This window comes from Actinocorallia sp. API 0066 (assembly GCF_020991275.1).
Classification (GTDB): Bacteria; Actinomycetota; Actinomycetes; order Streptosporangiales; family Streptosporangiaceae; genus Actinocorallia.
The window spans coordinates 325,234-347,078 of sequence record NZ_JAJLQY010000003.1 but is presented as its reverse complement, the minus strand read 5'-3'; the positions used below and the strand labels follow the sequence as shown (position 1 = coordinate 347,078).

Below are 21,845 nucleotides of genomic sequence, written 5' to 3'. Positions count from 1 at the left end.
TCCCGCCTTCTACGCGGCCAACATGGGCGGTGTAGAGGAGACCATCAGCCCCCACCCCAGCCCCGACCCCGAGCGACACGCGATCGTCGCCGCCGACCGCGCCGCCGCCCGCACCGCACTGCGACACCTGCCCACGACCGCCTCCCCGCGCGGCACCACCCGCACCTACCGGACACTCATCGGCAAGCTGTGCGCCGCCGACCACCCAGCCCTGGACTCCCTCACCCGCCACGCGGCACAAACCCTGGCCCTCGCCGACGACCGGGCACAACACCTGGTGGTCACGCTGGCCCTGCTCGTCGCCCGGGCCGGCGTCGACTGGTCGGACACGCTCGTGCGCGCCACCTCGACCGAGCGGGTCCGGACACCCCGTTGATCAACCTGCGTTCGAGTCACCGGCGGACGCGCCGTAGAAGCAGAACCGCTTCCTCGCGTGCGAACTCCGGCTGACGGGCGACGGCCTCGACAGTGACGGTCGCTCCACCGGGAGCAGGCTCCGTAGAACCGCTACCGGACGCGTCGGGTGTAGTCCGCCGGGCTCGTCACGGTGATGTGGGGTGGACGTGTCCCATGCCGATGTTGGTGCGGTCACCGATACCGGCATAGGCACTGAACCGGACAAGCGCGTCCAACGCGAGGACGGCGTCCGCTCCAGGCTGGCCGACAACCCTGTACGAGATCGTCCCGACACAGCCCCGAACCGTCGGCGCACCCGCTTTGAGCAGGTGTTCCGACGTCACCAAGCGATGCTCGACGGCTTCGAGATTCCCGGTGATCGCATCCGCCGTCTCATCATCCATCGGAGGCCCGAAAGCGTTCCACCGCCGATACAGATCCGAGAACACCCATTCGGGAGTGGGGAACGGCCGGACCCGGCGCACACCCTCCTCCCGAGCCGTGAAGAACGCGGCAGGCGTCCGAATGTCGAACGTCCACCGCCGAACCGACCGCGCGGCGTCAAGCAACTCAGCGTACGGCTCAGCCCGCAGAACCTCGATCCCCGCGACGGAGTAATGGCAGTTCGCGACCCGAGTACGCGACAGCCGAGAGAGCGCCAGAAGCACCGGCGCGGTAAGCGTGTCACTGAGCACCCCGACCTCGAACCGCACCCGCTCCCCAACCCCCCGCGCAGGCCGGTCCCGCTCATCAAGCAACGGCGTCAACGTATACGGCTTGGGCGGCCTCGCCTCATGAAACAAAGTCGCAAGCTCCGCCTCACCCCCATCCCGAACCGCCGCAAGAAACGCCGCATTGACCGCCGGCCCAGTATGCACAGCCGGCCGCCCAGCAGCCCCCCTCCCAGCCTCCAACAGCACCCCGATCCGAGCCGGCATCCCCCACCCCTCTTCCACCCCACAACCCTCCCCGCACCCTAATGAACCCGCCCCCCAAACCCACACCGATTCCACAAACCCACCCCACAGCCCCGCCAGGCACGGTTCCACACCCAGAACTCCTCATGCCCCTACCGATGGACAACCCATCACCCAGAGGTTCGGAGCACCCCAGAACCACACAACTCACTCGCGTGAACACCCGAACGCGAAGATCAACGACGCTCTCCGCAACGCACCACCTGGACAGGTCGACCCACGATCTTGCAAAGCCCCAGCCCAACACCCCATAATCAGAGCCCCGTCACCCCCACCCACAAAACCGCACCGGATTGAAACCTTCTCCGTTCATGACACTTCAACCTGCATAGGCGTCGCACCCGCCGACAAACCGCATCGGATTGAAACAGCGCCAGCACGCCGCCGATTCCGTACTTGCTCAGGTCACACCCACCAACAAAACCGCATCGGATTTGATGTTGTTGGTCTTATGGGTAAGGGAAAGTCGCGCGGGCTGTGGTCCGCGCGACTTTGTCTTGGTTGTTGTCAGGGGGCTGGGGGTGTTGTGGGTTGCCGGATCGCCCGAGTCGGTGTGTGTTCGACGGGTTGGCGCGGGTGGCGTCGGCGGGTGGTTTCGCCGAATCGTTTCGGCGTGTGGTTGCTGTCGGGCGCTTTTGGTCTGGTGGGGGTGTCGTGTGGGATCTTTGGGGGTCAGGTGGGCTTGTATCGGGTTGCGACGGTTCCGGAGTTGAACTCGACGCGGCTTATGGGTTTCAGGTCGACGTGTTTTGAGAGGCCGGTGAAGAGTGTTGGGCCGTGGCCGGTGATTCTGGGTTGCACCACGAACTCGTACTCGTCGATCAATCTCAGTTCCGTCAGGGCGAGGGCGAGTTTTACTCCGCCTACGAGGAGGCCGTTGCCGGGCTGCTGTTTGAGTTGCTGGACGGTTTCGGCCAGGTCGCCGTGTAGGAGTTCGGCGTTCCAGTCGACGTGGTTCAGGGTGCTTGACACGACGTACTTTTGGGCCGCGCTGATCGTTCGGGCGAAGGGTTCCATCCACTCAGGTCGGGCGCCCGGCGGCGTTGGGGGCCGCCATGCTTCCTCCATCATTTGGTAAGTTACGCGGCCGAAGAGAAGTGCGTCGGCCCGGTCGAGGTTCGTCGCGTGGTGACGGTGCAACTCCTCGTCCGGGACGATCGCGAGATGATCGCAGCACCCGTCCAGGGTGAGGTTGATGGAGTACCGAAGCGGTCGCATTGAGGAAGGGTATCCACAATGGGCTCGGTAGTGTTCGGGTGGACGTGGGGGGCTGGGGGGAAGTGGTTCGGGGCGGTTGGTTAGGTGATGGTTGGGGTACGGCGTTCTAGGAGGGTGACGTCGCGCCAGGTGCCGTGGTGTTGGGCAAGGCGGTGGCGGGTGCCGATGGTGCGGAAGTTGTGGCGGTGGTGGAGGGCGAGGCTTGCGGTGTTTGTGGGGAAGATGCTGGATTGGATGGTCCAGATTCCGGCGGCTTCGGTGGAGGTGATGAGGGCTTTGAGGAGGGCGGAGCCGATGCCCTGGCCTTGGGACGCGGGGTGGATGTAGACGGAGTGCTCGACGACTCCGGCGTAGACGGGGCGGGAGGAGACGGGACTGACGGCGATCCAGCCCAGGAGGGTGCCGTCGTCGGTGGTGGCGACGTGGCGGTGGTCGGGGAGTTTGCTGCTGTCGAAGGTCTCCCAGGTGGGGGCTTGGGTCTCGAAGCTGGCGTCGCCGGTGTCGAGTCCGGCCTGGTAGATGGCGAGAACCTGGGCGGCGTCGCCGGGGCGCATGAGGCGCAGGTGGTGGGTCATCGGTGGCTCCGGGACGTGGCTGGCGTGCGGCAGGAGGCGTCGGGTGTCGGACGGGTTGGAAGAGCCTTCTGGTGGGCGGTTCACTGAGGCGGTTCGGGGCAGAGTGTTGGGCTGGTCGGCACCGGCACCGGGCCGACCGGGGGAGAGGGGTGAGAGCAGGCTCGCGGCGGAGACCGGGATGGCCTCCGCCGGGTGGGCTCAGGATTCGGCGTCGCCGGAGTAGCCGTGGGCGCGTCCGGTGGCGAAACCGCGTCCGGTGGAAGCGCCGATGGTGACGGGCTGTGGGGTGCTTCCGCAGCATCGGGCCGCCTCGGCGGAGGGCTCGGGTGCGTGGGGCGTGTCGTGGTCGGGTTCGGGCGTGCCGGACGTTTTATGGCCGGGCTCAAGTGCGCGGGAAGGCTCGGAGTCGGGCTTGGTGTCCGGTAGGGGGGTTTCGGGGGCGGGGGTGGTGGAGCAGATGCCGGTTTTGGGGAGGTTGAGGTGGATGGTGTCGGCGGCTTCGCGGTCGTTGGCGAGGGCGGCGGCGATGGAGCGGACCTGCTCGTAGCCGGTGGCGAGGAGGAAGGTCGGGGCGCGGCCGTAGCTCTTCATGCCGACGATGTAGAAACTCTTCTCCGGCTGGATGAGGTCGCGTTCGCCGTGCGGAGGGACGGTGCCGCAGGAGTGGAGGTTCGGGTCGATCATCTTGGCGATGCCGGTCGGGGCCTCGGTGGCCGGGTCCAGGGAGACGCGGACCTCGCGGAGCATGGCCAGGTCGGGCCGGAATCCGGTGGCGGCGACGACCAGGTCAGCCGCCAGCGTCCGGACGCCGTCCGGCGTCGAGCCGGTGACGTGCACGCTGTCGGCGGCGTTGGTGAAGCCGGTGATGGTGAAGGAACGGACGAGGTTGATCTCGCCGCTGTCGACGGCCGCCTTGAGACGGGTGCCCAGGGCGCCGCGCGCGGGTAGGCCGTCGGCCTCGCCGCCGCCGTACAGCCGGGCGACCGACGTGCCGCGCACGGCCCAGGTGATCCGGGTGCGGGGCTCCTGGACGGCGAGTTCGGCGAGGGCGAGCAGGGTGTTGGCGGCCGAGTGGCCCATGCCGACGACGAGGGTGTGTTTTCCGGCGAACCGGTCGCGGTCGCGGCCGAGGACGTCGGGCAGCGGGCCGGTGATCCGTGGTGCGGCCTCGTGCTCGCCGGGGGCGGGGAGGCCGGAGTGGCCGAGGGGGTTGCGCCGCCCCCAGGTGCCGGAGGCGTCGATGACGGCGCGGGCCGCCACGTCCTGGACGGTGCCGTCGGCGTGGCGGACGCGCACCAGCAGCGGGCGTTCGTCGCGGCCGATCGTGCGGGTGACGTCGACGCCCTGACGCGTCACGGCCAGCACCCGCGCCCCCGTGCGGACGCGTCCGGACAGCGCGGGGACGGCGGCGAGCGGCGCGAGGTACTCCCGGACGAGGTCGGCGCCGGTCGGTAGCAGCTCGGGTGAGGGCGCGTCCCAGCCTTCGGCCTCCAGGAGGCGACGGGCCGCGGCGTCGACGTCATAGCGCCACGGTGAGAACAGCCGCACGTGCCCCCAGTCGGCGACGGCCGCGCCGACCGTCTCCCCGGCCTCCAGGACGAGGAAGTCCAGCCCGCGCTCGGCCAGGTGCGCGGCGGCGGCGAGCCCGACGGGCCCGGCCCCGATGACGACGACCGGCGGGTCGTCGCCCGGCGCGGCGTCCTCGACGCATCCGCACCCGGCGTCGGTCTTGGCCTGGGTGACGGTGACGGTGGGGTCGAGAGCCTGCTCGGCGTCGGTGCAGCACGCGCTGACGCCGCAGCAGCCGCCCTGCTCACCCGGTCCGGCGAGGTCGGTCATGATCGCCTCCTGATTCGAAGTTCATCTAAGTAGGGCCGAGTTTGCCTTTCTGGATAGATAGATGTCAAATTAGATGCATGTCGAAGTCCCTGGAGCTGGAAGACGTCACGGCGACGGCGCCGTGCTGCGCGCCGTTGGGCGGCCCGCCCCTGGCCGAGGACGAGGCCGTCGAGCTGGCGCGCGTGTTCAAGGCGCTGTCCGACCCGGTGCGCCTGCGCCTGCTGAACCTGATCGCCTCAAGCGCGGGCGGCGAGGCGTGCGTCTGCGACCTCACCACCCCGTTCGACCTGTCCGGCCCGACGATCTCCCACCACCTCAAGGTCCTCCGCCAGGCCGGACTCATCACCGGCGAACGCCGCGGAACCTGGGTCTACTACCGCCCCGTCCCCACCGCCATCACCCGCCTCTCCACCCTCTTCACCCTCCCGCCCACCCCCTGACCCCCTCCCCCCCAGCGGTCCACCCGAACGCCGCGCCCCGCCTCCTACGTCACCGTGGACAGCGGCCCGCGCGAGTTGGGCGTCGCCGACCCTGAGGCGAGCGCGGCCGACACCACTCCAGGCCGACGAGCCCAGACGGGCATGAGCGGTGGACGGTTCCCGGGAAGCCCCCGCGAGACGCCGTGCTGCCCGGCCCTCTGAGAACACGCGGAAGGAGTTCAGCGTCAGAGGGGCCACCCAGAGGTTGGCGCACCCCCAAACCACACCGCTGACCTGCGCGAATCCCCGAACCCCAAGATCAATAACCTTCCCCGCCGCGCCCCACCAACAACGGTTGGCGCATGATCTTGTAAAGCCCAGCTCAACACCCCATAATCAGAAGCACTGTCACACCCACCGACAAAACCGCATCGGATTGAAACGACAACCGGCTGCTCGTTGTCCGTGCACAGGACGAGGTGGTCACACCCACCGACAAAACCGCATCGGATTTGATTTATTTTTTGGTTGGTTCTGGGTAAAAGGGAATTGCGGGGGGCGACTCGGGCAAGGGGTGAACTTATCTGCCGGGTGGGCTTGGGATTTGGCGTTGCCGGAGTGGCGGTGGGTGCTTTTGGAGGCGGAGCCGTGCCCGGTGAAGGTGTGAATGGTGACGGTGTGCTTGAGGGTTGGGCTTAGGGCTTGGCGTGGGTGCTCCAGGAGTGCTGGTGCTAGATGCCCAGTTCTTTGATGAGGTTTTCGATTCGGGTTTTGATTTGGTCGCGGATGGGGCGGATGGCGTTGATGCCCTGGCCGGCGGGGTCGGCCAAGGTCCAGTCGAGGTAGCGCTTTCCGGGGAAGACGGGGCAGGTGTCGCCGCAGCCCATGGTGATGCAGATGTCGGAGGACTGGACGGCGTCTACGGTGAGGATTTTGGGGGTTTCGTGGGAGATGTCGATGCCGAGTTCGGCCATGGCGGCGACGACGGCGGGGTTGACGGTGTCGGCGGGGGCGGAGCCGGCGGAGCGGACTTCGACGGCGTCGCCGGCGAGGTGGGTGAGGAAGGCGGCGGCCATCTGGGAGCGGCCGGCGTTGTGGACGCAGACGAACAGGACACTGGGCTTGTCGGACATGTCGGGCGGCCTTTCAGGTGAGGGGTGTGGCGGTGATGTCGAGTTCGGCGAGGAGTTCGCGGACGCGTTCGTCGATGTGGTCGCGGATGCGGCGGACGCGTTCGATGGGCTGGCCTTCGGGGGCGGTGAGGAGCCAGTCCTGGTAGCGCTTGCCGGGATGGACGGGGCAGGCGTCGCCGCAGCCCATGGTGATGACGATGTCGGCGGCGCGGATCACCTCGTCGGTCAGCGGCTTCGGGAACTCCTCGGCCGGGTCGAGCCCGATCTCGGCCAGGGCCCGGACGACGACGGTGTCCAGGTGCGCGGCCGGAGCCGTCCCGGCGGTGCGGACGTGGACGCGTCCGGCGGCGTGGTGGGCGAGCAGCGCGGCCGCCATCTGGGAGCGGCCGACGTTGCGGGTGCACACGAACAGCACCTCGGGCACGGCCTTGGCGGCGAGCCCCTGGGCCTGGGCGAGCGCGGTCAGGCGCTGCCCGGCGAACCGTTCGGCCAGCACGGGCAGGTGCGTGGTCGAGACGGCGTCGGCCGCCAGCAGCCGGTAGGCGTCGCGGACGTACTCCGCGACGGTCTCGGCCGCGAAAACACCGTCGAAGCGCCGCGCGATCGTCAGCGCGATGCGCGTAAGCAGGGCCTCCGGCTGTCTCATGCGCTGCTCTCGGCGAAGCGGCGCCGCAGCGCGAGCGAGACGTAGACGAGCGCGACGAGCACGGGCACCTCGATGAGCGGTCCGACGACCCCGGCGAGTGCCTGCCCGGAGGTGACGCCGAACGTGGCGATGGCGACGGCGATGGCGAGTTCGAAGTTGTTGCCCGCCGCGGTGAAGGCGAGGGTCGCCGTCCGGTCGTAGGGCAGGCCGAGGGCGCGGCCGAGCAGGAACGTGCCGAACCACAGGATCGCGAAGTAGGCGAGCAGGGGCAGCGCGATGCGGGCGACGTCCCACGGCTGGGAGGTGATCGTCCTGCCTTGGAGGGCGAAGAGGACGACGATCGTGAAGAGCAGCCCGTACAGCGCCCATGGGCCGATCTTCGGTAGGAAGGCCGTCTCGTAGCGTTCGCGGCCGAGCCTCCTCTCGCCGAGACGCCGGGTGAGGAACCCGGCGACGAGCGGGATTCCCAGGAAGACCAGGACGTTCGCGGCGATCTGCCACGGCGAGACGTCGAGGGACGCGCCGTCGCCGAGGCCGAGCCAGCCGGGCAGCAGGTCGAGGTAGAACCAGCCGAGCAGCCCGAACGCGAACACCTGGAACACCGAGTTCAACGCGACGAGGACGGCCGCTGCCTCCCGGTCACCGCCCGCGAGGTCGTTCCAGATGATGACCATGGCGATGCACCGGGCGAGCCCGACGATGATGAGCCCCGTCCGGTACTCGGCGTGGTCGGGCAGGAACAGCCAGGCCAGCGCGAACATCACGGCCGGTCCGACGACCCAGTTCACGACCAGCGACGCCGCCATCAGCCGCCGGTCCCCGGTGACGGCATCAAGCCGGTCATACCGGACTTTCGCCAGCACCGGGTACATCATGACCAGCAGCCCGAGCGCGATCGGCAACGAGATCCCGCCGACCTCCACCCGTGCGAGCACGTCGCCCAGCCCGGGAACGAGCCGTCCGAAGCCGAGCCCGGCGGCCATCGCCAGCAGGATCCACACCGCGAGGAAGCGGTCGAGCGTGGACAGCTTCCCGACGACCGAGGCCTCAGCCGCCGGTGCCGTGGACTTCTGTGTGACGGACATCAGCAGGACCTCCGTCGGCCGGTCTCGGCGGTCTGTCGTGCGGTCGCGGCCAAGTCCCCCAGTACGTCGGACAGCTCCTCGATGACCTCGGGCCGCAGCCGGTAATAGGTGAACCGGCCGCACGGCTCGGTGTCGACGACTCCGGCCTCGCGCAGCACCTTCATGTGGTTCGACAGGTTCGTCTGCCGCGCGCCGGTTTCGGCGACCAGGTGTGTCGTGCACAGTGTTTCGCGGGCGAGCAGGGTGATGATCTGCATCCGCAGGGGGTCGGCCAGAACCCTCAACAAGCCAGTCTGGACTGATGTCAGCATGAGGTGATGTTATCAGCCCGCGCTGATGGCAACGTCTGGACGTCCGTTAATAGATGGATGTCGATGTTATACCGCCCGCCACACCTCGTTCGCCTGGCGTTCATATAGACGGTCTTCTATCTAACCCGCTGGCGCCGTCCCCGGTGCCGGTGAAGACCGCCCGCATCGCAGCGGGCTGAAGAACAGAGGACTGAAGACGTGACCATCTCGATGCGGGCTACCGTGCGGACCGCCGCGGTCCTGTCCGGCCTGGCCCTGGCGCTGTCGGCCTGCGGGGGCGGGGGAACCGACGACGCCTCGGGCAGCGAGCTGTCCGGCTCCGTCAAGATCGACGGTTCCAGCACCGTCGCGCCGCTGACCACCGTCGCCTCCGAACTGTTCACCGAGGAGAACGGCCGGGTCCAGATCCCGGTCGGCACCTCCGGCACCGGCGGCGGGTTCGAGAAGTTCTGCGCGGGGGAGACCGACATCTCCAACGCGTCCCGTCCGATCAAGGACGAGGAGAAGGCCGCCTGTGCGGCCAAGGGCGTCAAGTACTCGGAGTTCACCGTCGCCAACGACGCCCTGAGCGTCGTGGTGAGCAAGGAGAACACCTGGGCGACCTGCCTGACCGTCGAGCAGCTCAAGAAGATCTGGGAGCCCGGCTCCAAGGTCAACAACTGGAAGCAGATCGACGCGTCGTTCCCGGACGAGCCGCTCAAGCTGTTCGGCCCCGGCACCGACTCGGGCACCTTCGACTACTTCACCGCTGAGATCAACGGCGAGGAGGGCGCGAGCCGCAGCGACTTCCAGCCGAGCGAGGACGACAACGTCATCGTGCAGGGCGTCTCGGGCTCCAAGGGCGGCCTCGGGTACTTCGGTTTCTCCTACTACGAGGAGAACGCCGACAAGCTGAAGGTCCTCCAGATCGACGGCGGCGCCGGGTGCGTCGCGCCGAGCGTGGCGGCCGCGCAGGACGGCACCTACAAGCCGCTGGCCAGGCCCCTGTTCATCTACCCGAGCGCCGAGGCGCTCAAGCGGCCCGAGGCGCTCGCCTTTGTGGAGTACTACGTGGGGAACCACGCCAAGATCGCCGAGGCCGCCAAGTTCGTGCCGTTGAACGCCACCCAGGAGACCGCGCTCAAGCAGGCACTCGACGCCCTGAAGACGCAGGCGGGCTAGTGGCCTCCGCTTCCGCAGGCTCCGCCGCGGGGTCATCCCTGCGGCGGAGCCGCCCACGTTATGGCGAGGCCGTCATCAAGGGCCTCCTGCTGGCCGCCGCCCTGGTGTCGGTGGCCACCACGGTCGGCATCGTCGCCTCCCTGTTGCCGCCGGCGCTGCGGTTCTTCGGGGAGGTCGGTTTCGGGGAGTTCTTCGGCGGCACCGAGTGGACGCCGCTGTTCAAGCCGCCGTCCTACGGGGTACTGCCGCTCATCACCGCGACCCTCACCACCACCGCGCTGGCGATCTCGGTGGCGGTGCCGATCGGGCTCGCCGCCGCGACCTATCTGAGCGAGTACGCCACACCGCGCACGCGCAAGGTGCTGAAGCCGGTCCTTGAGGTTCTGGCGGGCATCCCGACCGTCGTCTACGGCTTCTTCGCCCTCACCTTCTTCACCCCGCTGCTGCGCGACCTCTGGCCCGGCTCCGGTGAGGGACCGGAGATCTTCAACGGGCTGTCGGCGGGCCTGATCATGGGCGTGATGATCGTCCCGACCGTCGCGTCGCTCTCGGAGGACGCCATGTCGGCGGTCCCGCAGTCGCTGCGCCAAGGCGCCTACGCGCTCGGCTCCACCCGGCGGCTCGTGTCGATCCGGGTCGTGCTGCCCGCCGCGCTGTCCGGGATCGTCGCGGCCATCGTCCTGGCCATCTCCCGGGCCGTCGGGGAGACGATGATCGTGGCGATCGCGGCGGGACTCAAGCCGGAGTTCACTCTCAACCCGTTGCAGGCGATGCAGACGATGACCGGATACATCGCCGCGGCCGGGGAAGGCGACCTGCCCGTCGCGTCCTTCGACTACACGACGATCTTCGCGGTCGGGCTGCTGCTGTTCGTGCTGACGTTCGCGATGAACTTCCTCAGCATCCGGCTGGTCCGCAAGTACCGGGAGGTCTACGAATGACCACCGCCCCCGCGCGCCACCGCACCGAGAACCCGAGCCTGGCCGGCCGGTTCCGTCCGTTGGAGCCGCTGTTCAAGGGCATGCTGCTCGCGAGTCTCGCGCTGGCCGTGCTGTTCCTCGTCGTCCTGCTCAGCTACGTCGTCACCGAGGGCTGGGATCGGCTGGACCCGAGGCTGTGGGAGAACTTCCCCTCCAAGCTCTACCCCGAGCGGGCCGGGGCCCAGTCGGCGATCGTCGGGACGATCTACGTCATCGCCCTCACCGGCGCCTTCTGCGTCCCGATCGGCGTGATGACCGCGATCTACCTGGAGGAGTACGCCGACGGTTCGCGCTGGTGGAACCGGATGATCGAGCTGAACATCCAGAACCTCGCGGGCGTCCCGTCGATCGTCTACGGCATCCTCGGCCTCGGCGTCATCGCCCGCGGCCTCGACCTCGGCCGGACCCTGCTGACGGCGTCGCTCACCCTGTCGCTGCTCGTCCTGCCGGTCGTCATCATCGCGGCCCGCGAGGCCATCCGGGCCGTGCCCGGGTCCATCCGCCAGGCATCGCTCGCGCTCGGCGCGACCCCGTGGCAGACCATCGCCCGCCAGGTGCTCCCCGCCGCCGTCCCCGGGATCGCGACCGGCGTCATCCTCGCCCTGTCCCGCGCGATCGGCGAGGCCGCCCCGCTCCTGTTGCTCGGTGCGGTCACCCACATCACGTTCAACCCGTCGGGCATCACCGACTCCTACACGGTCCTGCCTATCCAGATCTTCAACTGGACCAAGCAGCCGGAAGCCGAGTTCCACACGCTCGCCTCCGCGGCGATCGTGATCCTGCTGTTCATCCTGCTCGCCATGAACTCCGTGGCGATCTGGGTCCGCAACCGCTACCAGAAGCGCTGGTGACACATGACGACGACCTCATCCCGCCTCTCGACCAGCCAAGGCGTCCCCGTGACCGGCCGGCCCGGCGGCGCCGGACCCGTACAGCCGACCGTCGTGAACGACGCCGTCGAAGGGCCCTTCGACCTTGTCGACACCGTCTTCGAGGTGGCCGACGTGTCCGTCTTCTACGGCGACTACGAAGCGGTCCGGAACGTCGACATGAAGATCGGCAAGCGGCGGATCACCGCGATGATCGGCCCTTCCGGCTGCGGCAAGAGCACCCTGCTGCGCTGCTTCAACCGGATGAACGACCTCATCCCCGGCACCCGCCTCGGCGGGAAGATCACCTTCCACGGTGAGGACCTCTACGGCGACCACGTCGACCCCATCGAGGTCCGCCGCCGCATCGGCATGGTCTTCCAGAAGCCCAACCCCTTCCCCAAGTCCATCTACGACAACATCGCCTACGGACCGCGCGTCAACGGCGTCAAACGCGGCCTCGACGACCTCGTCGAGGAAGCGCTCGTCGGCGCGGCCCTGTGGGACGAGGTCAAGGACAAGCTCAAGCAGAACGCCCTCGCCCTGTCCGGCGGCCAGCAGCAGCGGCTGTGCATAGCCCGCACCATCGCGGTCAAACCCGAGGTCATCCTCATGGACGAACCCTGCTCGGCCCTCGACCCCATCGCCACCGCGAAGATCGAGGACCTCATGCAGAACCTGACGCGCGACTACACGATCGTCATCGTCACCCACAACATGCAGCAGGCGGCGCGCGTCTCCCACCGCACCGCGTTCTTCACCGCCGACGTCGACCGCGAAGGCGTCCGGCACGGGCGGCTCGTCGAGTACGACGAGACGTCCAAGCTGTTCACCACACCGTCCGACGAGCGCACCGAGGCCTACATCACCGGCCGGTTCGGCTGAGACGCGACCCGGATGGCCACCCCCCAGCCCGCCGCCACCCCGGTGCTCCTGGTCGCCGACCCCGACCAGGACACCGGCAGCGAACTCCTCCTCGCCCTCTCCCAACACGGCGTCTCGGTGATCGTCTGCACCGACGGAGCCGACGCCCTCCTGCGCGTCGGCCTCGACCGGCCCGACGTCATCCTCGTCGGCGCCGGCCTGCCCACCGTCGAGGCCACCGCGTTCATCAGGGCCGTCAAGGCGAAACTCCCGATCACCCTGATCGTCGGAGTGGGCCCCGCCGACGCCGACGCGACGGTCCGTGCCCTCGCCGCGGGCGCCAACTTCTGCGTCCCGCGCCCCTACCGCCCGGCCGAACTGCTGCCCCTCATCACCGGACGCGTCACGGAGCCGGCCGCCGAACCCGTCCTCACCTGCGGCCCCGTCGAACTCGACCATGGCAGGCACCTCGTCCGCGTCGACGCCCGGCCCGTCCACCTGCCCCAACGCGAATACGAGCTGCTGCACTACCTCATGCGCGGCTGCGGCAAGGTCATCACCCGGACGGCCATCCAAACCGACGTCTGGCGCACCGACAGGATCCTCACCAACACCATCGCCGTCCACATCCGCCGCCTCCGCGAACGGCTCGGCGACGACCCCGAGAACCCCGCCCTCATCGTCACCGTCCGCGGCATCGGCTACCGCCTGGCCTGCCCCTGACGTCCTTCACCGAGCTCCGACCGCCGCGCGGCCGACCGCACCCGGATCCCGTTCACCAGTCCTTCACCTTCGTTCACCACTCGTACACTCATGTCGTGAACGATGGCCGAGTGACGACCACCTCCCCGGACGCCTGCCCGCCCGCACCCGCGCTCACGGCCATGCCGCGCGAGGAGGCCGAGCGCGTCGCCCGTGTCTACAAGGCCGTCGCCGACCCCACCCGCGTCCAACTCCTCACCATGATCCAGACCAGCCCCGACGGCGAAGCCTGCGTCTGCGACCTCACCACCCCCCTCGGCCTCACCCAGCCGACCATCAGCCACCACCTCAAGATCCTCGTGGACGCGGGTCTCCTCACCCGCACCAAACGAGGCACCTGGTCCTGGTACTCCCTCAACCCCGACCACACCCCCCTCCTCCCCATCCCCCAACCCACCCCCTGAGCCGAACCCCCGCCGCCACCCGAGCATGGGAGTCCCGGTGGCGGGCCGCGGCGGGTGGTTGACGGCCTGCGGGAGCAGGCTCTCCGGGGGTCTTGTGGGGTTTACAGCATGCCGTTGGGGGTCTCGGCGAGGTCGGGGACGGGTTGGACGACGTCCCAGTGTTCGGTGATCTGGCCGTTGACGAGTTTCCAGATGTCGATGACGGCGATGCCTTGGTCGTTGCCGGGTGGGGTCATCAGGTAGTGGAGGACGACGTGGTCGTTGTCGGCGATGACTCGTTTGAGGTCGAGGTGGGCGTTGGCGACGGGGGAGGAGGTGATGAACTCGATGAAGGCGTCTCGTCCGCTGGGGTTGCCGGGGCTGTGTTCGATGAAGTCCTTGTGGAGGAGGGTGCGGAGGACCTCCGTGTCGCCTGCCGCGAACCTGGTGAAGCCGTTCAGGACCAGGTTCTTGTTGTGTTCTGCGAGGTTCATGGGTTGACGGTCGCAGGGGTCGGCCTGTGGCGTCGATTACCAGGCTGGTCATGGCGGTGGTGGGTGGCGTCGGGGCAGACTCAGGGTTTGTGATCGAGGAACGGCCCGTCGGGCGACTGCTGCGGGAATGGCGGCTGCGCCGCAAGTTGAGCCAGCTCGACTTCGCGATCCAGGCCGGGGTGTCCGCGCGGCACGTCAGTTTTGTCGAGACCGGGCGGACGATTCCGAGCAGTTCGATGGTCCTGCATCTGGCTGAGCATCTGGGTGTTCCGCTGCGCGAACGGAACCGGCTCCTCGTCGCGGCCGGACACGCGCCTGTCTTCCGCGAGCGGCCCCTGGACGACCCTGACATGGCCCGCGCGCGCGAGGCGGTCCAGCAGGTGTTGCGGGGGCACGAGCCGTACCCGGCGCTCGCGGTGGACCGCCGCTGGAACCTCCTGCTCGCCAACGACGCGGCCGAGGTGTTCCTGGACGGGGCGGACCCGGCGCTGCTGCGGCCGCCGGTCAACATGATGCGGCTCGGGCTGCACCCGGACGGCCTGGCGCCCCGGCTACGGAACCTCGACCAGGTGCGGGCCCACCTGCTACCGCGCCTCGCCCGGCAGGCCGCCCAGACCGGCGACCCCGAACTGCACGCCCTCCACGAGGAGCTGCGGTCCTACGCGCCGCCGCACGAGGCCCCGCCGCCCGACCCCGCCGACATCGCCCTCCCCCTGCACCTCACCTGGCGCGGCGCCGAACTGTCCCTGATCAACACGATCACCACCTTCGGCACCCCCTTCGACGTCACCCTCGAAGAGATCGCCGTCGAAGCCTATTTCCCCGCCGACCCCCAGACGGCCCGCTTCTTCCGCTGACCCCCACGGCGCCCTCACCCGACACGCCAGGGCGACGGCGATCGAACATATGATCGACCGATGCGGTAGGGTGACCGTGTGCTGAGGAACGAATCCATCGGAGCCGAACTCTCCGGAGCGGGACATCTGGTGCGTATCACCCGAGCGGGCCGGAGTTACGGCGTCCGTGTCCTGCACCAGTGGCAGGCGCCAGGCGAGGGGCGGCTCTACCGTCTTCAGGTGCGGGAGGAGGACGGCGCCGCCGTGGCGATCGCCGAGGTGGCCTACCATCACGGCGCGTTCCGCCTCCAGCGCTGGTGGGACTGAGGCGGAGCCGCCGAGACGGGCGGGCCCGACCCATGGGCTGATCGCTGCCCTGACTATGCTGTCCGGCCGTGCGTTCGAATAAGGTCGCGCGCCTGAAAACGCTTCCCGAGCCGTTGTCGGCTCAGCGCGGATATTCCTCTGATCATCGGCGGTACTCCGCTCGTGCGGATCGCGGATCCGTTCGTGGTCGAGGCGTTCGCCCTGTTCAACGCCTTCTACCGGCGGGTCTCTCTCCGCGCTGCCCGGCATGGCCGGTAACCCCGCTGGCCGGGTTTGCATCCTGTACCCGGGTACGGGCTTACCGTCTCTGGTAGAGAGTCGCCGCAGGGGCGGATGGGAGGGGGCCGGTGAGCGAGTACGAGGGGCTGCGGTCGGGGGAGTTGGCCGCCGCAGCGGGGGTGAACGCCCAGACGTTGCGTTACTACGAGCGGCGCGGGCTGCTCGCGGAGCCGGAGCGGACGTTGGGTGGGCATCGTCTGTATCCGGTTGAGGCGGTGACGGTGTTGCGGGTGATCAAGGCGGCGCAGCGCCTCGGGTTCACGTTGGAGGAGATCGCGGATCTCCTGGAGACCGCGGGGCACCGGCACCGGGGCGATGGCCTGGCCGGGCGTGCCCGTCAGAAACTGGCGGAGGTCGAGGAACGCATGGCCGACCTCGCCGTGATCGCCGAGGCGCTCCGCCAGACGATCGAGGCGGGCTGCACCGACCTCGTGGAATGCGCACAGGCGGGCTGCTGCCCCATCCCCTTCACACCCCTGGCACAACGCGAACGCCGCACCGATTCGCCCGGGTGAGGTGGTGCTCCGGGCGCGGTGTTACAGTTCGGATTGTCGGGCGTGGTATGGGGCGCTTTTGATGGCGACAGGGAGTGGAGTATGGCCACTGGCACCGCTGGAACCGCCGTCACCGCTTATGGGCCTGTGTCTTTGGTCTTCGGTGTCGGCTCCGTCATCACCTTGGCGCTCGTCGAATATGTGGGCCTCGGAATTCCGCTGCTCGCCGGACTCCTCGCCGTCACGTTCGGGATTTTTGGTCTCGTCAACGGGATCCGCCGCGCACAGTCCGTCCTCGGCCTCACCAGTGGTTCGGTCAGCGTGGTCTACTTCCTCACGATCCTCGCCACCTTCGCCTGAGGGCCGTCGGGCCGGGCGTCCCGTCCCAGGCCGAAGAACCGACCGGTGGCGTCGGCTGTTCAGCGTCTTCTTCCAGGCAGGTCCTCCTAACGCGCCGTGCGACCTGTCAGGACTTGAGAGGTAGGGCCGGACGTCTGGAAGTCACGCTGTTCAGCGGGTCCTACAGGTCGAGGCGTCCCGCACGGATCTCCCGCGTGAGGGTCCGGAACACGGCACGGTTGAAACCGAGCACCCCGCCGTCAGGGTGCTTGGAGTCCCGCACGGCCACCACGGGGGCGAGGTCGGCCAGCTCGACGCATTCCCCGCCCGTGCTGCCGCTGTAGGTGCTCTTCCGCCACGTGACGGACGAAAGGTCCATGGTGCTCATAGGCTCTCCAAAACCGCGCGAAGCAACGCTAGGGAGTCATCGGCGGACATAGCCGCCCCCCTGATCAGGTCGAAGCTTAGCGTGTAGGTGGCAACGGTCGGCGGGTGGTCTGTGAGGGTACCGCCCACATGCCCCTCGGTATAAGTCATCTCCGGAGCGTCCGAGAAGCGTAGGAGCGTAAACGATCCCATGACGCCCGGATGCGCCCCATCGTCAGCTGGGATGACATGGAGCGTGATGTTCGGCATTTCCGCGATATTGATGATCTGCTCAAGCTGGGCCTTCATGACGGCCTTACCGCCGATCATTCGACGGACCACTGCCTCATCGAAGATCGCTACGATTCGCGGCGCGCCGTCCCTGGTCAGGATTTCCTGGCGATCCATGCGCTTGTTTACGAGCCTTTCGATCTCGTCGGCAGCGCGCCCCGCCTTCACGATCTGAGTCGCATAATCGCGCGTCTGAAATAGTCCGTGGAAGACCGTGACGCCGAAGATGTAAATAAAAGATGCCTCTGCCTCACGCTCTACGAAGTCGGTGAACCCCGGTGGTAGCTCGATCTCGTCGCGGTGCTCGTCGAGCAACTCCCAGAGGTCCACGAACATGGTTCCGGCGTTGAAGTGGGTGTCGAGGTCTTCGGCGAACTTCCGCGACGGCCAGTTCTTGCGGGCCTCGATTTGCCCGATGTACTGGGAGGTGTAGCCGAGTTCCGCAGCGAGCTTGTTTTTGGACTTACTGCCTCGCATGGCCGTAAGGGCGATGGCGAACGCTCGGAGCATCGGGGAATCGATCTGTTCACTCTGCGCGGGCATGGGGCTCCCGAGAGTTGAAACCCATCCGGGTTTCGGTGATCTGCCGTGGGGTTTGCGTCATGGTGGCTGGACGGTTCGTAGCCACGGTAGCCCGTTCTTGTGAGTCTGGTCTCCAGAAACGGTGAACGGCCCCGGCTTCTGCCGCGCGAACAGCGGAAGGCGGTCCGGGGCCTGACGGACTCAGGAGGTCCGCTGTGGGCAATGGTAAGGCCACGCGAGACGAGCGAATCGGGGTGTCTCTGGCGCATCTGCGGGCCGGGTCCGTGCCCGTGCCGACGTCCGTGTCCGGTTCCACAGAACCGGCGGTCGCCGGGCGGCCGGGGTGCCCGGCGTGGTGCACGCACCCGCACCCCGGCGACGAGCCGCACTACGGGCCGTGCTCGGACGTGCCCGCGTTGACCCATGACGGGAAGCCGGTGCTGGTGTTCCTTGAGCGGAACCTTGAGCGCGGCGACATCGTCACCGTCGCCCGTCAGACGCCGGTGTGGGAGCTGCCCGCCACGGGTCAACTGGCGTTCACCCTGGACCAGGCCGCCGCGCTCCGGGCCGTGCTCGGCGATCTGCTCGCCGCTGCCGGACACACCGCCTCCGGCGCGGACGTGCCCGGTTCGGCGGCATCGTGACGAGTACGGACGCGGTCGCCGTGGTCGTGGTCGGTGTCCTGTTGTGGGTGCTGGCCGTGGTCACGCTGATCGTGTGGCTGAGGGGTCGGCGATGAGGGCGCTGGACGGGCCGGTGATGCGAGCCCGTGCCGCCGTCGAAGGGCTCCGCCGTGCGCTGGCGGGGTCGGGGTGGAAGTACGGGGCGAGCAGGCCCGGTACGCGCTCGCCGCGCTCACCCTGATCTGACACCCACCGGGTAGGGCGCCCTCGTTCAGGCGGGGGCACCCTCACCATGTCCGGGCCGGGATTCCCCAGACCCGTACACGACGCGCGTCGTGGGCGGCCCGTACACCCGGTGGGCGCGGAAGGTTCCCAGACCCGTACGCAGCGCGACCAGCTAGCCCCTGCCGTTCGGGGACCCCCTGGCCGGGGGTCCACAGCCAGCCGCCGCGGCCAGCGGCTCGGTCGTGACGCGCCGGGCGGGGAGCGCCTCGGCGGGCGGGGCCGGGCATGGCGGCAGTCCTGGGGATAGCCTGGAGGGCATGGGGATGCAAGTGTTTACTTATACGGTGTTGCCGCGGCATCGGCATGGGATGGCGCGGGCTGAGGTGGAGTCCGTGCAGCGGGCGCGGATCCTTAATGCGGCGGCTGAGGCTGTTGCTGCGCAGGGGTATGGCAAGGTCACTGTTACTGACATCACTCGCCGGGCTGGGGTCTCGACCAAGACGTTCTACGCGCTCTTTGACGGGAAGGAGGCGGCCTTTCTTGCGGTTTACGACGATCTGGACGCGCTTATTGCCGGGGATCGGGCCGGGGGGGCGCCGCGTGTGCGGCTGCACGCGGCGCTCGACGTGGCGTTGGCGCTGTTGGCCGCAGCGCCGCACTTGACGCGCATGCTCGCGATGGAGGCGGTTGGCGGTGGGCCGGTGATCCTGGCGCGGCGGAACGCCTCCTTTCGTCGGCTTGCGGCGCTTGTCGCGGGGATGCTCGGTCGTCCGCGTGACGACGTGCTTGTCACCGCCTATCTGGGCGGTGTGGCCGAACTTGTCGTCCAGCACCTCAGTGGCGGGCTGCCCGACCTCGCGCCGGAGGTCCACCGCTTCACCGACGCGCTGTTCTTCCCCGACGGGCAGTCGATGTAAGTAAGCACTTGCATCCTCCGGTATGTCCGGTCTATCTTGAGAAACATGATCTTTTCTCTAGAGGAGGCCGCATGAAGCCCGGACTGTTCGAGGACACCGCGACCATCCGGCGGATCAGCGCGGAGCCCCAGGGGCTCCTGGGCGGACCGGCGGCGCTGCTGCTCCAGCTCGCGCACCCGAGCGTCGCGCGCGGCGTCGCCGACCACAGCGACTTCAAGGACAACCCCCGGCAGCGCCTCTACTCGACGCTCGACTACCTCACGATGGTCATCTTCGGCACGAAGGAGGAGGCGCACCGCGTCGCGTGGAACGCCATGCGCGCGCACGACAGGGTCAACGGACCCGGCTACTCCGCGCACGACGCCGAGCTGCTCACCTGGGTCTTCGCGACGCTCTACCAGGTCGCGCGGGACCTGCAGGAGCGGCTGCACGGCCCCCTCGACGAGGCGACGGGGGAGCGGTTCTACCAGGAGTCCGCCGCACTCGCGACGCTGCTGGGCGCGCCGCGCGAGGCGCTTCCCGACAACGCGGCGACCTTCGCGCGCTACTGGGACGAGCAGATCGCCGCGCTGACCGTCAGCGACGTCGCCAGGGGGGAGGCGCGGGCCATCCTGTACCCCCGGCAGTGGTCGCTGCGCCTGGGAGGGCCGCTGACCCGGCTCATGACGGCGGGCCTGCTGCCCGAGCCGATCCGGCGCCAGTACGGGCTCTCCTGGACGGCCTCGGACGCCCGCCGCTTCCGGCTGGTGATCGCGGCCATGGGCGTGGTGCTGCGGATCACGCCGGGCCCGGTGCGGCGGCTGCCGGCCCGGCTCGCCGTCCCGGTGGCGCGGCGGACCCGCTGGAAGCGCTACACCGGCAGGCGTCCGGTGGCCGCGAGCACCTCCTGACCGTCCGCGCGCACCGGTTATGGCATGCCGGGCCATACGTACTACCTTCTCTGTCAGGGGCCGAGAAGGGGAGGCGCATGGCAGCCGGACGACGGGTGCGCAAGGACCGCGACGAGCGGCGCGCGCAGATCCTCGCCTGCGCGCGCGAGCTGTTCCGGAGCCGCCGGTTCGAGGACGTGTCGGCCGAGGAGATCGCCGCCGCGGCGGGCGTCAGCCGCGGCCTGCTCAACCACTATTTCGGGACAAAACGCGAGCTGTATCTGGCCGCGCTCGCGGAGATGCTCGACGTCCCGCCGACCGGGATACCGCCGTACCGCGCCGACGCGGGCCTCCTGGACCGGGTGACCGACAGCGTCGACGGCTGGCTGTCGCTCCTCGAACAGAACCGCGAGACCTGGCTGACGGCGCTCGACCGGGCCGCCCCGCGCGGCGACGCCCAACTCGACTGGGTCATGGAGGCCGCGCGGGCCCGCGCCGTCGCGCGGATCACCGAGGTGGTCGGGCTGGACGCGGCTACCGCCGCGCACCCGCAGGTAGAAGGCGTGCTCCACGCGTTCGCCGGGCTGGCGCAGACAGCCTCCCGCGAATGGCTGGAACGCGAGCGGCTGTCCCGCGCGGAGGTGCGGCACCTGCTCGTCAGCAGCCTGATGCACCTCATCGAGAAGGTGATCCCGGACCTCGTGGACGGCCCGGTGCCGGGCGGGGGAACGGGAGCGGAGCGCGGGTCAGGGGGCGGACGGCTCCGGTGACGGGCTGGCCGCCGGGTCGGCGTCCGGGGTGGCCGCGAGGCTCTCGTTGACCGCGCCGATCGAGTTGACGGCGCTGACCTTCCAGTCGCCCTTCTGCTCGACGAGGTCCATCTGGAGGTAGGAGCCCGTGACGTTCCTGGTGCCCGCCGAGCTCTTCACCTGTGAGTCCATCACCACAACGGCGCGCGCGGTCCCGTCGTCGCCGCCCGTGACGTAGACGACGCGCACCGTCGCGGTGGCGTCCGCCCGCAACTCGGTGATGGTGGACTGGAGCGTCTCGGTGAACGCGACCTCGTAGGTCCTGCCGAAGTCGGCGGTGGCCAGGGCGAGGACCCGCGCGCGGGCGGCGGCCAGGTCGCCGTGCCGGTAGCTGAGCAGCGCCGCGCCGAACCGTCCCGCGACCGAGGAGATCCGGGCCCGGGTGTCCTCCTTGGCCGCCAGGTCGGCGGCGGTCCGCCACTGCCAGCCCGCCACGGCGAGCGCCGCCACAAGCACGAGCACGCCGAGCACCCTGCCGAGCGAGGCACGCCCCGGCACCGGAATGGCGATCGTGAGGCTCCGCCGCGCACCCCCGGCCGCCTCCTTCTCCGAGGTGCCGCTCTTCTCCGCGGTGGCGTCCTTCTCTGTGATGGCGCCCCTGTCCGGGGCGCTGTCTTCCTCTGGGGCGGCGTCCTCTTCCGAGGTGGCCTTGTCCGGGGTGGCCTCCTCCTGTGCGGTGGCGTCTTTCTCCGTGGTGGTGGGCGGGTTCGTAGGCGTGTCGGCGTCCGGCTCCGGTGTGGTGTCGGCGGTGGTGTCCTCCTCCCGTGGTGCGGTGGTGGTGGGTTCCGTTGGTGTTTTGGTGCTCATCGGGTTCGCTCCATGGGGATCTGCCGGGG

At 68.9% G+C, this 21,845-nt stretch carries 29 protein-coding genes; 17 read left to right on the top strand and 12 right to left on the bottom strand.

Annotated elements, in window-relative coordinates:
• Positions 1-22: 22 nt before the first annotated feature.
• The gene (locus tag LO762_RS09350; protein WP_230614076.1) at positions 23-376 is read left to right on the top strand and encodes a hypothetical protein; all 354 of its coding nucleotides are present in this window, start codon (positions 23-25) and stop codon (positions 374-376) included.
• 166 nt (positions 377-542) lie between these two features.
• Here LO762_RS09350 and cas6 read toward each other — a convergent pair whose 3' ends face one another.
• The 4 genes from cas6 to LO762_RS09330 all read right to left on the bottom strand — a co-directional run bounded on the left by cas6 (position 543) and on the right by LO762_RS09330 (position 5,005).
• Positions 543-1,334, bottom strand: coding sequence for a CRISPR-associated endoribonuclease Cas6 (gene cas6 / locus LO762_RS09345; RefSeq protein WP_230614074.1), 792 nt, complete (start codon positions 1,332-1,334; stop codon positions 543-545).
• Positions 1,335-2,045: 711 nt separating this feature from the next.
• A complete protein-coding gene (locus LO762_RS09340; RefSeq protein WP_230614072.1) occupies positions 2,046-2,591 on the bottom strand; it encodes a dihydrofolate reductase family protein in 546 nt (181 codons plus the stop codon).
• An 80-nt stretch (positions 2,592-2,671) separates the two neighbouring features.
• Entirely contained in the window at positions 2,672-3,166 is a 495-nt protein-coding gene (locus tag LO762_RS09335; RefSeq protein WP_230614071.1) for a GNAT family N-acetyltransferase, read from the bottom strand.
• A gap of 198 nt (positions 3,167-3,364) precedes the next feature.
• Positions 3,365-5,005, bottom strand: a complete 1,641-nt coding sequence (locus LO762_RS09330; RefSeq protein WP_230614069.1) for an FAD-dependent oxidoreductase — start codon at positions 5,003-5,005, stop codon at positions 3,365-3,367.
• A gap of 77 nt (positions 5,006-5,082) precedes the next feature.
• Here LO762_RS09330 and LO762_RS09325 point away from each other — a divergent pair, with 77 nt between their 5' ends.
• On the top strand, positions 5,083-5,445 hold the full coding sequence (locus tag LO762_RS09325) for a helix-turn-helix transcriptional regulator (protein WP_230614067.1): 363 nt from the start codon (positions 5,083-5,085) through the stop codon (positions 5,443-5,445).
• Positions 5,446-6,155: 710 nt separating this feature from the next.
• On the opposite strand, the gene LO762_RS09320 is transcribed toward LO762_RS09325, so the two are convergent.
• The 4 genes from LO762_RS09320 to LO762_RS09305 are packed head-to-tail and all read right to left on the bottom strand — an operon-like array spanning position 6,156 to position 8,599.
• Positions 6,156-6,557, bottom strand: a complete 402-nt coding sequence (locus tag LO762_RS09320) for an arsenate reductase ArsC (RefSeq protein ID WP_230614065.1) — start codon at positions 6,555-6,557, stop codon at positions 6,156-6,158.
• A gap of 13 nt (positions 6,558-6,570) precedes the next feature.
• The gene (locus LO762_RS32420; RefSeq protein WP_255685296.1) at positions 6,571-7,203 is read right to left on the bottom strand and encodes a three-helix bundle dimerization domain-containing protein; all 633 of its coding nucleotides are present in this window, start codon (positions 7,201-7,203) and stop codon (positions 6,571-6,573) included.
• On the bottom strand, positions 7,200-8,288 hold the full coding sequence (gene arsB, locus LO762_RS09310; protein ID WP_230614063.1) for an ACR3 family arsenite efflux transporter: 1,089 nt from the start codon (positions 8,286-8,288) through the stop codon (positions 7,200-7,202). Before arsB ends, LO762_RS32420 begins: the two co-directional genes overlap by 4 nt.
• Positions 8,288-8,599: a helix-turn-helix transcriptional regulator gene (locus LO762_RS09305; protein WP_230614061.1), complete on the bottom strand. Its 312-nt coding sequence runs from the start codon at positions 8,597-8,599 to the stop codon at positions 8,288-8,290. The genes arsB and LO762_RS09305 overlap by 1 nt, the downstream gene beginning before the upstream one ends.
• A 198-nt stretch (positions 8,600-8,797) precedes the next feature.
• On the opposite strand from LO762_RS09305, the gene LO762_RS09300 reads away from it, so the two are divergent.
• The 6 genes from LO762_RS09300 to LO762_RS09275 all read left to right on the top strand — a co-directional run bounded on the left by LO762_RS09300 (position 8,798) and on the right by LO762_RS09275 (position 13,639).
• Positions 8,798-9,760, top strand: coding sequence for a PstS family phosphate ABC transporter substrate-binding protein (locus LO762_RS09300; protein WP_230614059.1), 963 nt, complete (start codon positions 8,798-8,800; stop codon positions 9,758-9,760).
• Positions 9,760-10,701 (top strand): phosphate ABC transporter permease subunit PstC, encoded by a 942-nt coding sequence (pstC, locus tag LO762_RS09295; RefSeq protein WP_230614057.1) that lies wholly within the window; start codon positions 9,760-9,762, stop codon positions 10,699-10,701. The genes LO762_RS09300 and pstC overlap by 1 nt, the downstream gene beginning before the upstream one ends.
• Entirely contained in the window at positions 10,698-11,591 is an 894-nt protein-coding gene (pstA, locus tag LO762_RS09290; RefSeq protein WP_230614054.1) for a phosphate ABC transporter permease PstA, read from the top strand. The genes pstC and pstA overlap by 4 nt, the downstream gene beginning before the upstream one ends.
• 93 nt (positions 11,592-11,684) lie before the next feature.
• Positions 11,685-12,494, top strand: a complete 810-nt coding sequence (gene pstB / locus LO762_RS09285; protein ID WP_230614472.1) for a phosphate ABC transporter ATP-binding protein PstB — start codon at positions 11,685-11,687, stop codon at positions 12,492-12,494.
• Positions 12,495-12,506: 12 nt separating this feature from the next.
• Positions 12,507-13,196, top strand: coding sequence for a response regulator transcription factor (locus LO762_RS09280; protein ID WP_230614052.1), 690 nt, complete (start codon positions 12,507-12,509; stop codon positions 13,194-13,196).
• 95 nt (positions 13,197-13,291) lie between these two features.
• Positions 13,292-13,639 carry a metalloregulator ArsR/SmtB family transcription factor gene (locus LO762_RS09275; protein ID WP_230614050.1) on the top strand — a complete coding sequence of 116 codons (348 nt, stop codon included), beginning with the start codon at positions 13,292-13,294 and terminating at the stop codon, positions 13,637-13,639.
• A 101-nt stretch (positions 13,640-13,740) separates the two neighbouring features.
• Here the strand turns inward: LO762_RS09275 and LO762_RS09270 are convergent, their stop codons facing one another.
• Positions 13,741-14,112 (bottom strand): nuclear transport factor 2 family protein, encoded by a 372-nt coding sequence (locus LO762_RS09270; protein ID WP_230614048.1) that lies wholly within the window; start codon positions 14,110-14,112, stop codon positions 13,741-13,743.
• 89 nt (positions 14,113-14,201) lie between these two features.
• On the opposite strand from LO762_RS09270, the gene LO762_RS09265 reads away from it, so the two are divergent.
• From LO762_RS09265 to LO762_RS09250, 4 genes are all read left to right on the top strand, one after another.
• A complete protein-coding gene (locus LO762_RS09265) occupies positions 14,202-14,969 on the top strand; it encodes a helix-turn-helix domain-containing protein (RefSeq protein ID WP_230614046.1) in 768 nt (255 codons plus the stop codon).
• A 78-nt stretch (positions 14,970-15,047) separates the two neighbouring features.
• The gene (locus LO762_RS09260) at positions 15,048-15,275 is read left to right on the top strand and encodes a hypothetical protein (RefSeq protein WP_230614044.1); all 228 of its coding nucleotides are present in this window, start codon (positions 15,048-15,050) and stop codon (positions 15,273-15,275) included.
• A 347-nt stretch (positions 15,276-15,622) separates the two neighbouring features.
• Entirely contained in the window at positions 15,623-16,069 is a 447-nt protein-coding gene (locus LO762_RS09255; protein WP_230614043.1) for a MerR family transcriptional regulator, read from the top strand.
• Positions 16,070-16,150: 81 nt separating this feature from the next.
• Positions 16,151-16,408, top strand: coding sequence for a hypothetical protein (locus LO762_RS09250; RefSeq protein WP_230614041.1), 258 nt, complete (start codon positions 16,151-16,153; stop codon positions 16,406-16,408).
• Positions 16,409-16,568: 160 nt separating this feature from the next.
• Here the strand turns inward: LO762_RS09250 and LO762_RS09245 are convergent, their stop codons facing one another.
• The gene (locus LO762_RS09245; RefSeq protein WP_230614040.1) at positions 16,569-16,775 is read right to left on the bottom strand and encodes a DUF397 domain-containing protein; all 207 of its coding nucleotides are present in this window, start codon (positions 16,773-16,775) and stop codon (positions 16,569-16,571) included.
• The gene (locus LO762_RS09240; protein WP_230614039.1) at positions 16,772-17,587 is read right to left on the bottom strand and encodes a DUF5753 domain-containing protein; all 816 of its coding nucleotides are present in this window, start codon (positions 17,585-17,587) and stop codon (positions 16,772-16,774) included. The genes LO762_RS09245 and LO762_RS09240 overlap by 4 nt, the downstream gene beginning before the upstream one ends.
• 233 nt (positions 17,588-17,820) lie before the next feature.
• Here LO762_RS09240 and LO762_RS09235 point away from each other — a divergent pair, with 233 nt between their 5' ends.
• The 5 genes from LO762_RS09235 (at position 17,821) to LO762_RS09215 (ending at position 20,970) form a co-directional block, all read left to right on the top strand.
• The gene (locus tag LO762_RS09235; protein ID WP_230614038.1) at positions 17,821-18,210 is read left to right on the top strand and encodes a hypothetical protein; all 390 of its coding nucleotides are present in this window, start codon (positions 17,821-17,823) and stop codon (positions 18,208-18,210) included.
• Between the two features lie 73 nt (positions 18,211-18,283).
• Positions 18,284-18,430, top strand: a complete 147-nt coding sequence (locus LO762_RS09230) for a hypothetical protein (protein ID WP_230614037.1) — start codon at positions 18,284-18,286, stop codon at positions 18,428-18,430.
• 301 nt (positions 18,431-18,731) lie between these two features.
• The gene (locus LO762_RS09225) at positions 18,732-19,331 is read left to right on the top strand and encodes a TetR/AcrR family transcriptional regulator (protein ID WP_230614035.1); all 600 of its coding nucleotides are present in this window, start codon (positions 18,732-18,734) and stop codon (positions 19,329-19,331) included.
• 71 nt (positions 19,332-19,402) lie between these two features.
• Entirely contained in the window at positions 19,403-20,221 is an 819-nt protein-coding gene (locus LO762_RS09220) for an oxygenase MpaB family protein (RefSeq protein ID WP_230614033.1), read from the top strand.
• Positions 20,222-20,298: 77 nt separating this feature from the next.
• Entirely contained in the window at positions 20,299-20,970 is a 672-nt protein-coding gene (locus tag LO762_RS09215) for a TetR/AcrR family transcriptional regulator (RefSeq protein ID WP_230614031.1), read from the top strand.
• Here the strand turns inward: LO762_RS09215 and LO762_RS09210 are convergent.
• Complete coding sequence (locus LO762_RS09210; protein WP_230614029.1) at positions 20,947-21,816, bottom strand: hypothetical protein; 870 nt, start codon at positions 21,814-21,816, stop codon at positions 20,947-20,949. The genes LO762_RS09215 and LO762_RS09210 overlap by 24 nt on opposite strands.
• Positions 21,817-21,845 lie beyond the last annotated feature (29 nt).

Coding starts and splice junctions, on each gene's coding strand:
- LO762_RS09350 (WP_230614076.1), top strand. CDS start 23: ATGGGCGGTGTAGAGGAGACCATCAGCCCCCACCCCAGCCCCGACCCC.
- cas6 (WP_230614074.1), bottom strand. CDS start 1,334: ATGCCGGCTCGGATCGGGGTGCTGTTGGAGGCTGGGAGGGGGGCTGCT.
- LO762_RS09340 (WP_230614072.1), bottom strand. CDS start 2,591: ATGCGACCGCTTCGGTACTCCATCAACCTCACCCTGGACGGGTGCTGC.
- LO762_RS09335 (WP_230614071.1), bottom strand. CDS start 3,166: ATGACCCACCACCTGCGCCTCATGCGCCCCGGCGACGCCGCCCAGGTT.
- LO762_RS09330 (WP_230614069.1), bottom strand. CDS start 5,005: ATGACCGACCTCGCCGGACCGGGTGAGCAGGGCGGCTGCTGCGGCGTC.
- LO762_RS09325 (WP_230614067.1), top strand. CDS start 5,083: ATGTCGAAGTCCCTGGAGCTGGAAGACGTCACGGCGACGGCGCCGTGC.
- LO762_RS09320 (WP_230614065.1), bottom strand. CDS start 6,557: ATGTCCGACAAGCCCAGTGTCCTGTTCGTCTGCGTCCACAACGCCGGC.
- LO762_RS32420 (WP_255685296.1), bottom strand. CDS start 7,203: ATGAGACAGCCGGAGGCCCTGCTTACGCGCATCGCGCTGACGATCGCG.
- arsB (WP_230614063.1), bottom strand. CDS start 8,288: ATGTCCGTCACACAGAAGTCCACGGCACCGGCGGCTGAGGCCTCGGTC.
- LO762_RS09305 (WP_230614061.1), bottom strand. CDS start 8,599: ATGCTGACATCAGTCCAGACTGGCTTGTTGAGGGTTCTGGCCGACCCC.
- pstA (WP_230614054.1), top strand. CDS start 10,698: ATGACCACCGCCCCCGCGCGCCACCGCACCGAGAACCCGAGCCTGGCC.
- LO762_RS09280 (WP_230614052.1), top strand. CDS start 12,507: ATGGCCACCCCCCAGCCCGCCGCCACCCCGGTGCTCCTGGTCGCCGAC.
- LO762_RS09270 (WP_230614048.1), bottom strand. CDS start 14,112: ATGAACCTCGCAGAACACAACAAGAACCTGGTCCTGAACGGCTTCACC.
- LO762_RS09250 (WP_230614041.1), top strand. CDS start 16,151: ATGGCCACTGGCACCGCTGGAACCGCCGTCACCGCTTATGGGCCTGTG.
- LO762_RS09245 (WP_230614040.1), bottom strand. CDS start 16,775: ATGAGCACCATGGACCTTTCGTCCGTCACGTGGCGGAAGAGCACCTAC.
- LO762_RS09240 (WP_230614039.1), bottom strand. CDS start 17,587: ATGCCCGCGCAGAGTGAACAGATCGATTCCCCGATGCTCCGAGCGTTC.
- LO762_RS09225 (WP_230614035.1), top strand. CDS start 18,732: ATGGGGATGCAAGTGTTTACTTATACGGTGTTGCCGCGGCATCGGCAT.
- LO762_RS09220 (WP_230614033.1), top strand. CDS start 19,403: ATGAAGCCCGGACTGTTCGAGGACACCGCGACCATCCGGCGGATCAGC.
- LO762_RS09215 (WP_230614031.1), top strand. CDS start 20,299: ATGGCAGCCGGACGACGGGTGCGCAAGGACCGCGACGAGCGGCGCGCG.
- LO762_RS09210 (WP_230614029.1), bottom strand. CDS start 21,816: ATGAGCACCAAAACACCAACGGAACCCACCACCACCGCACCACGGGAG.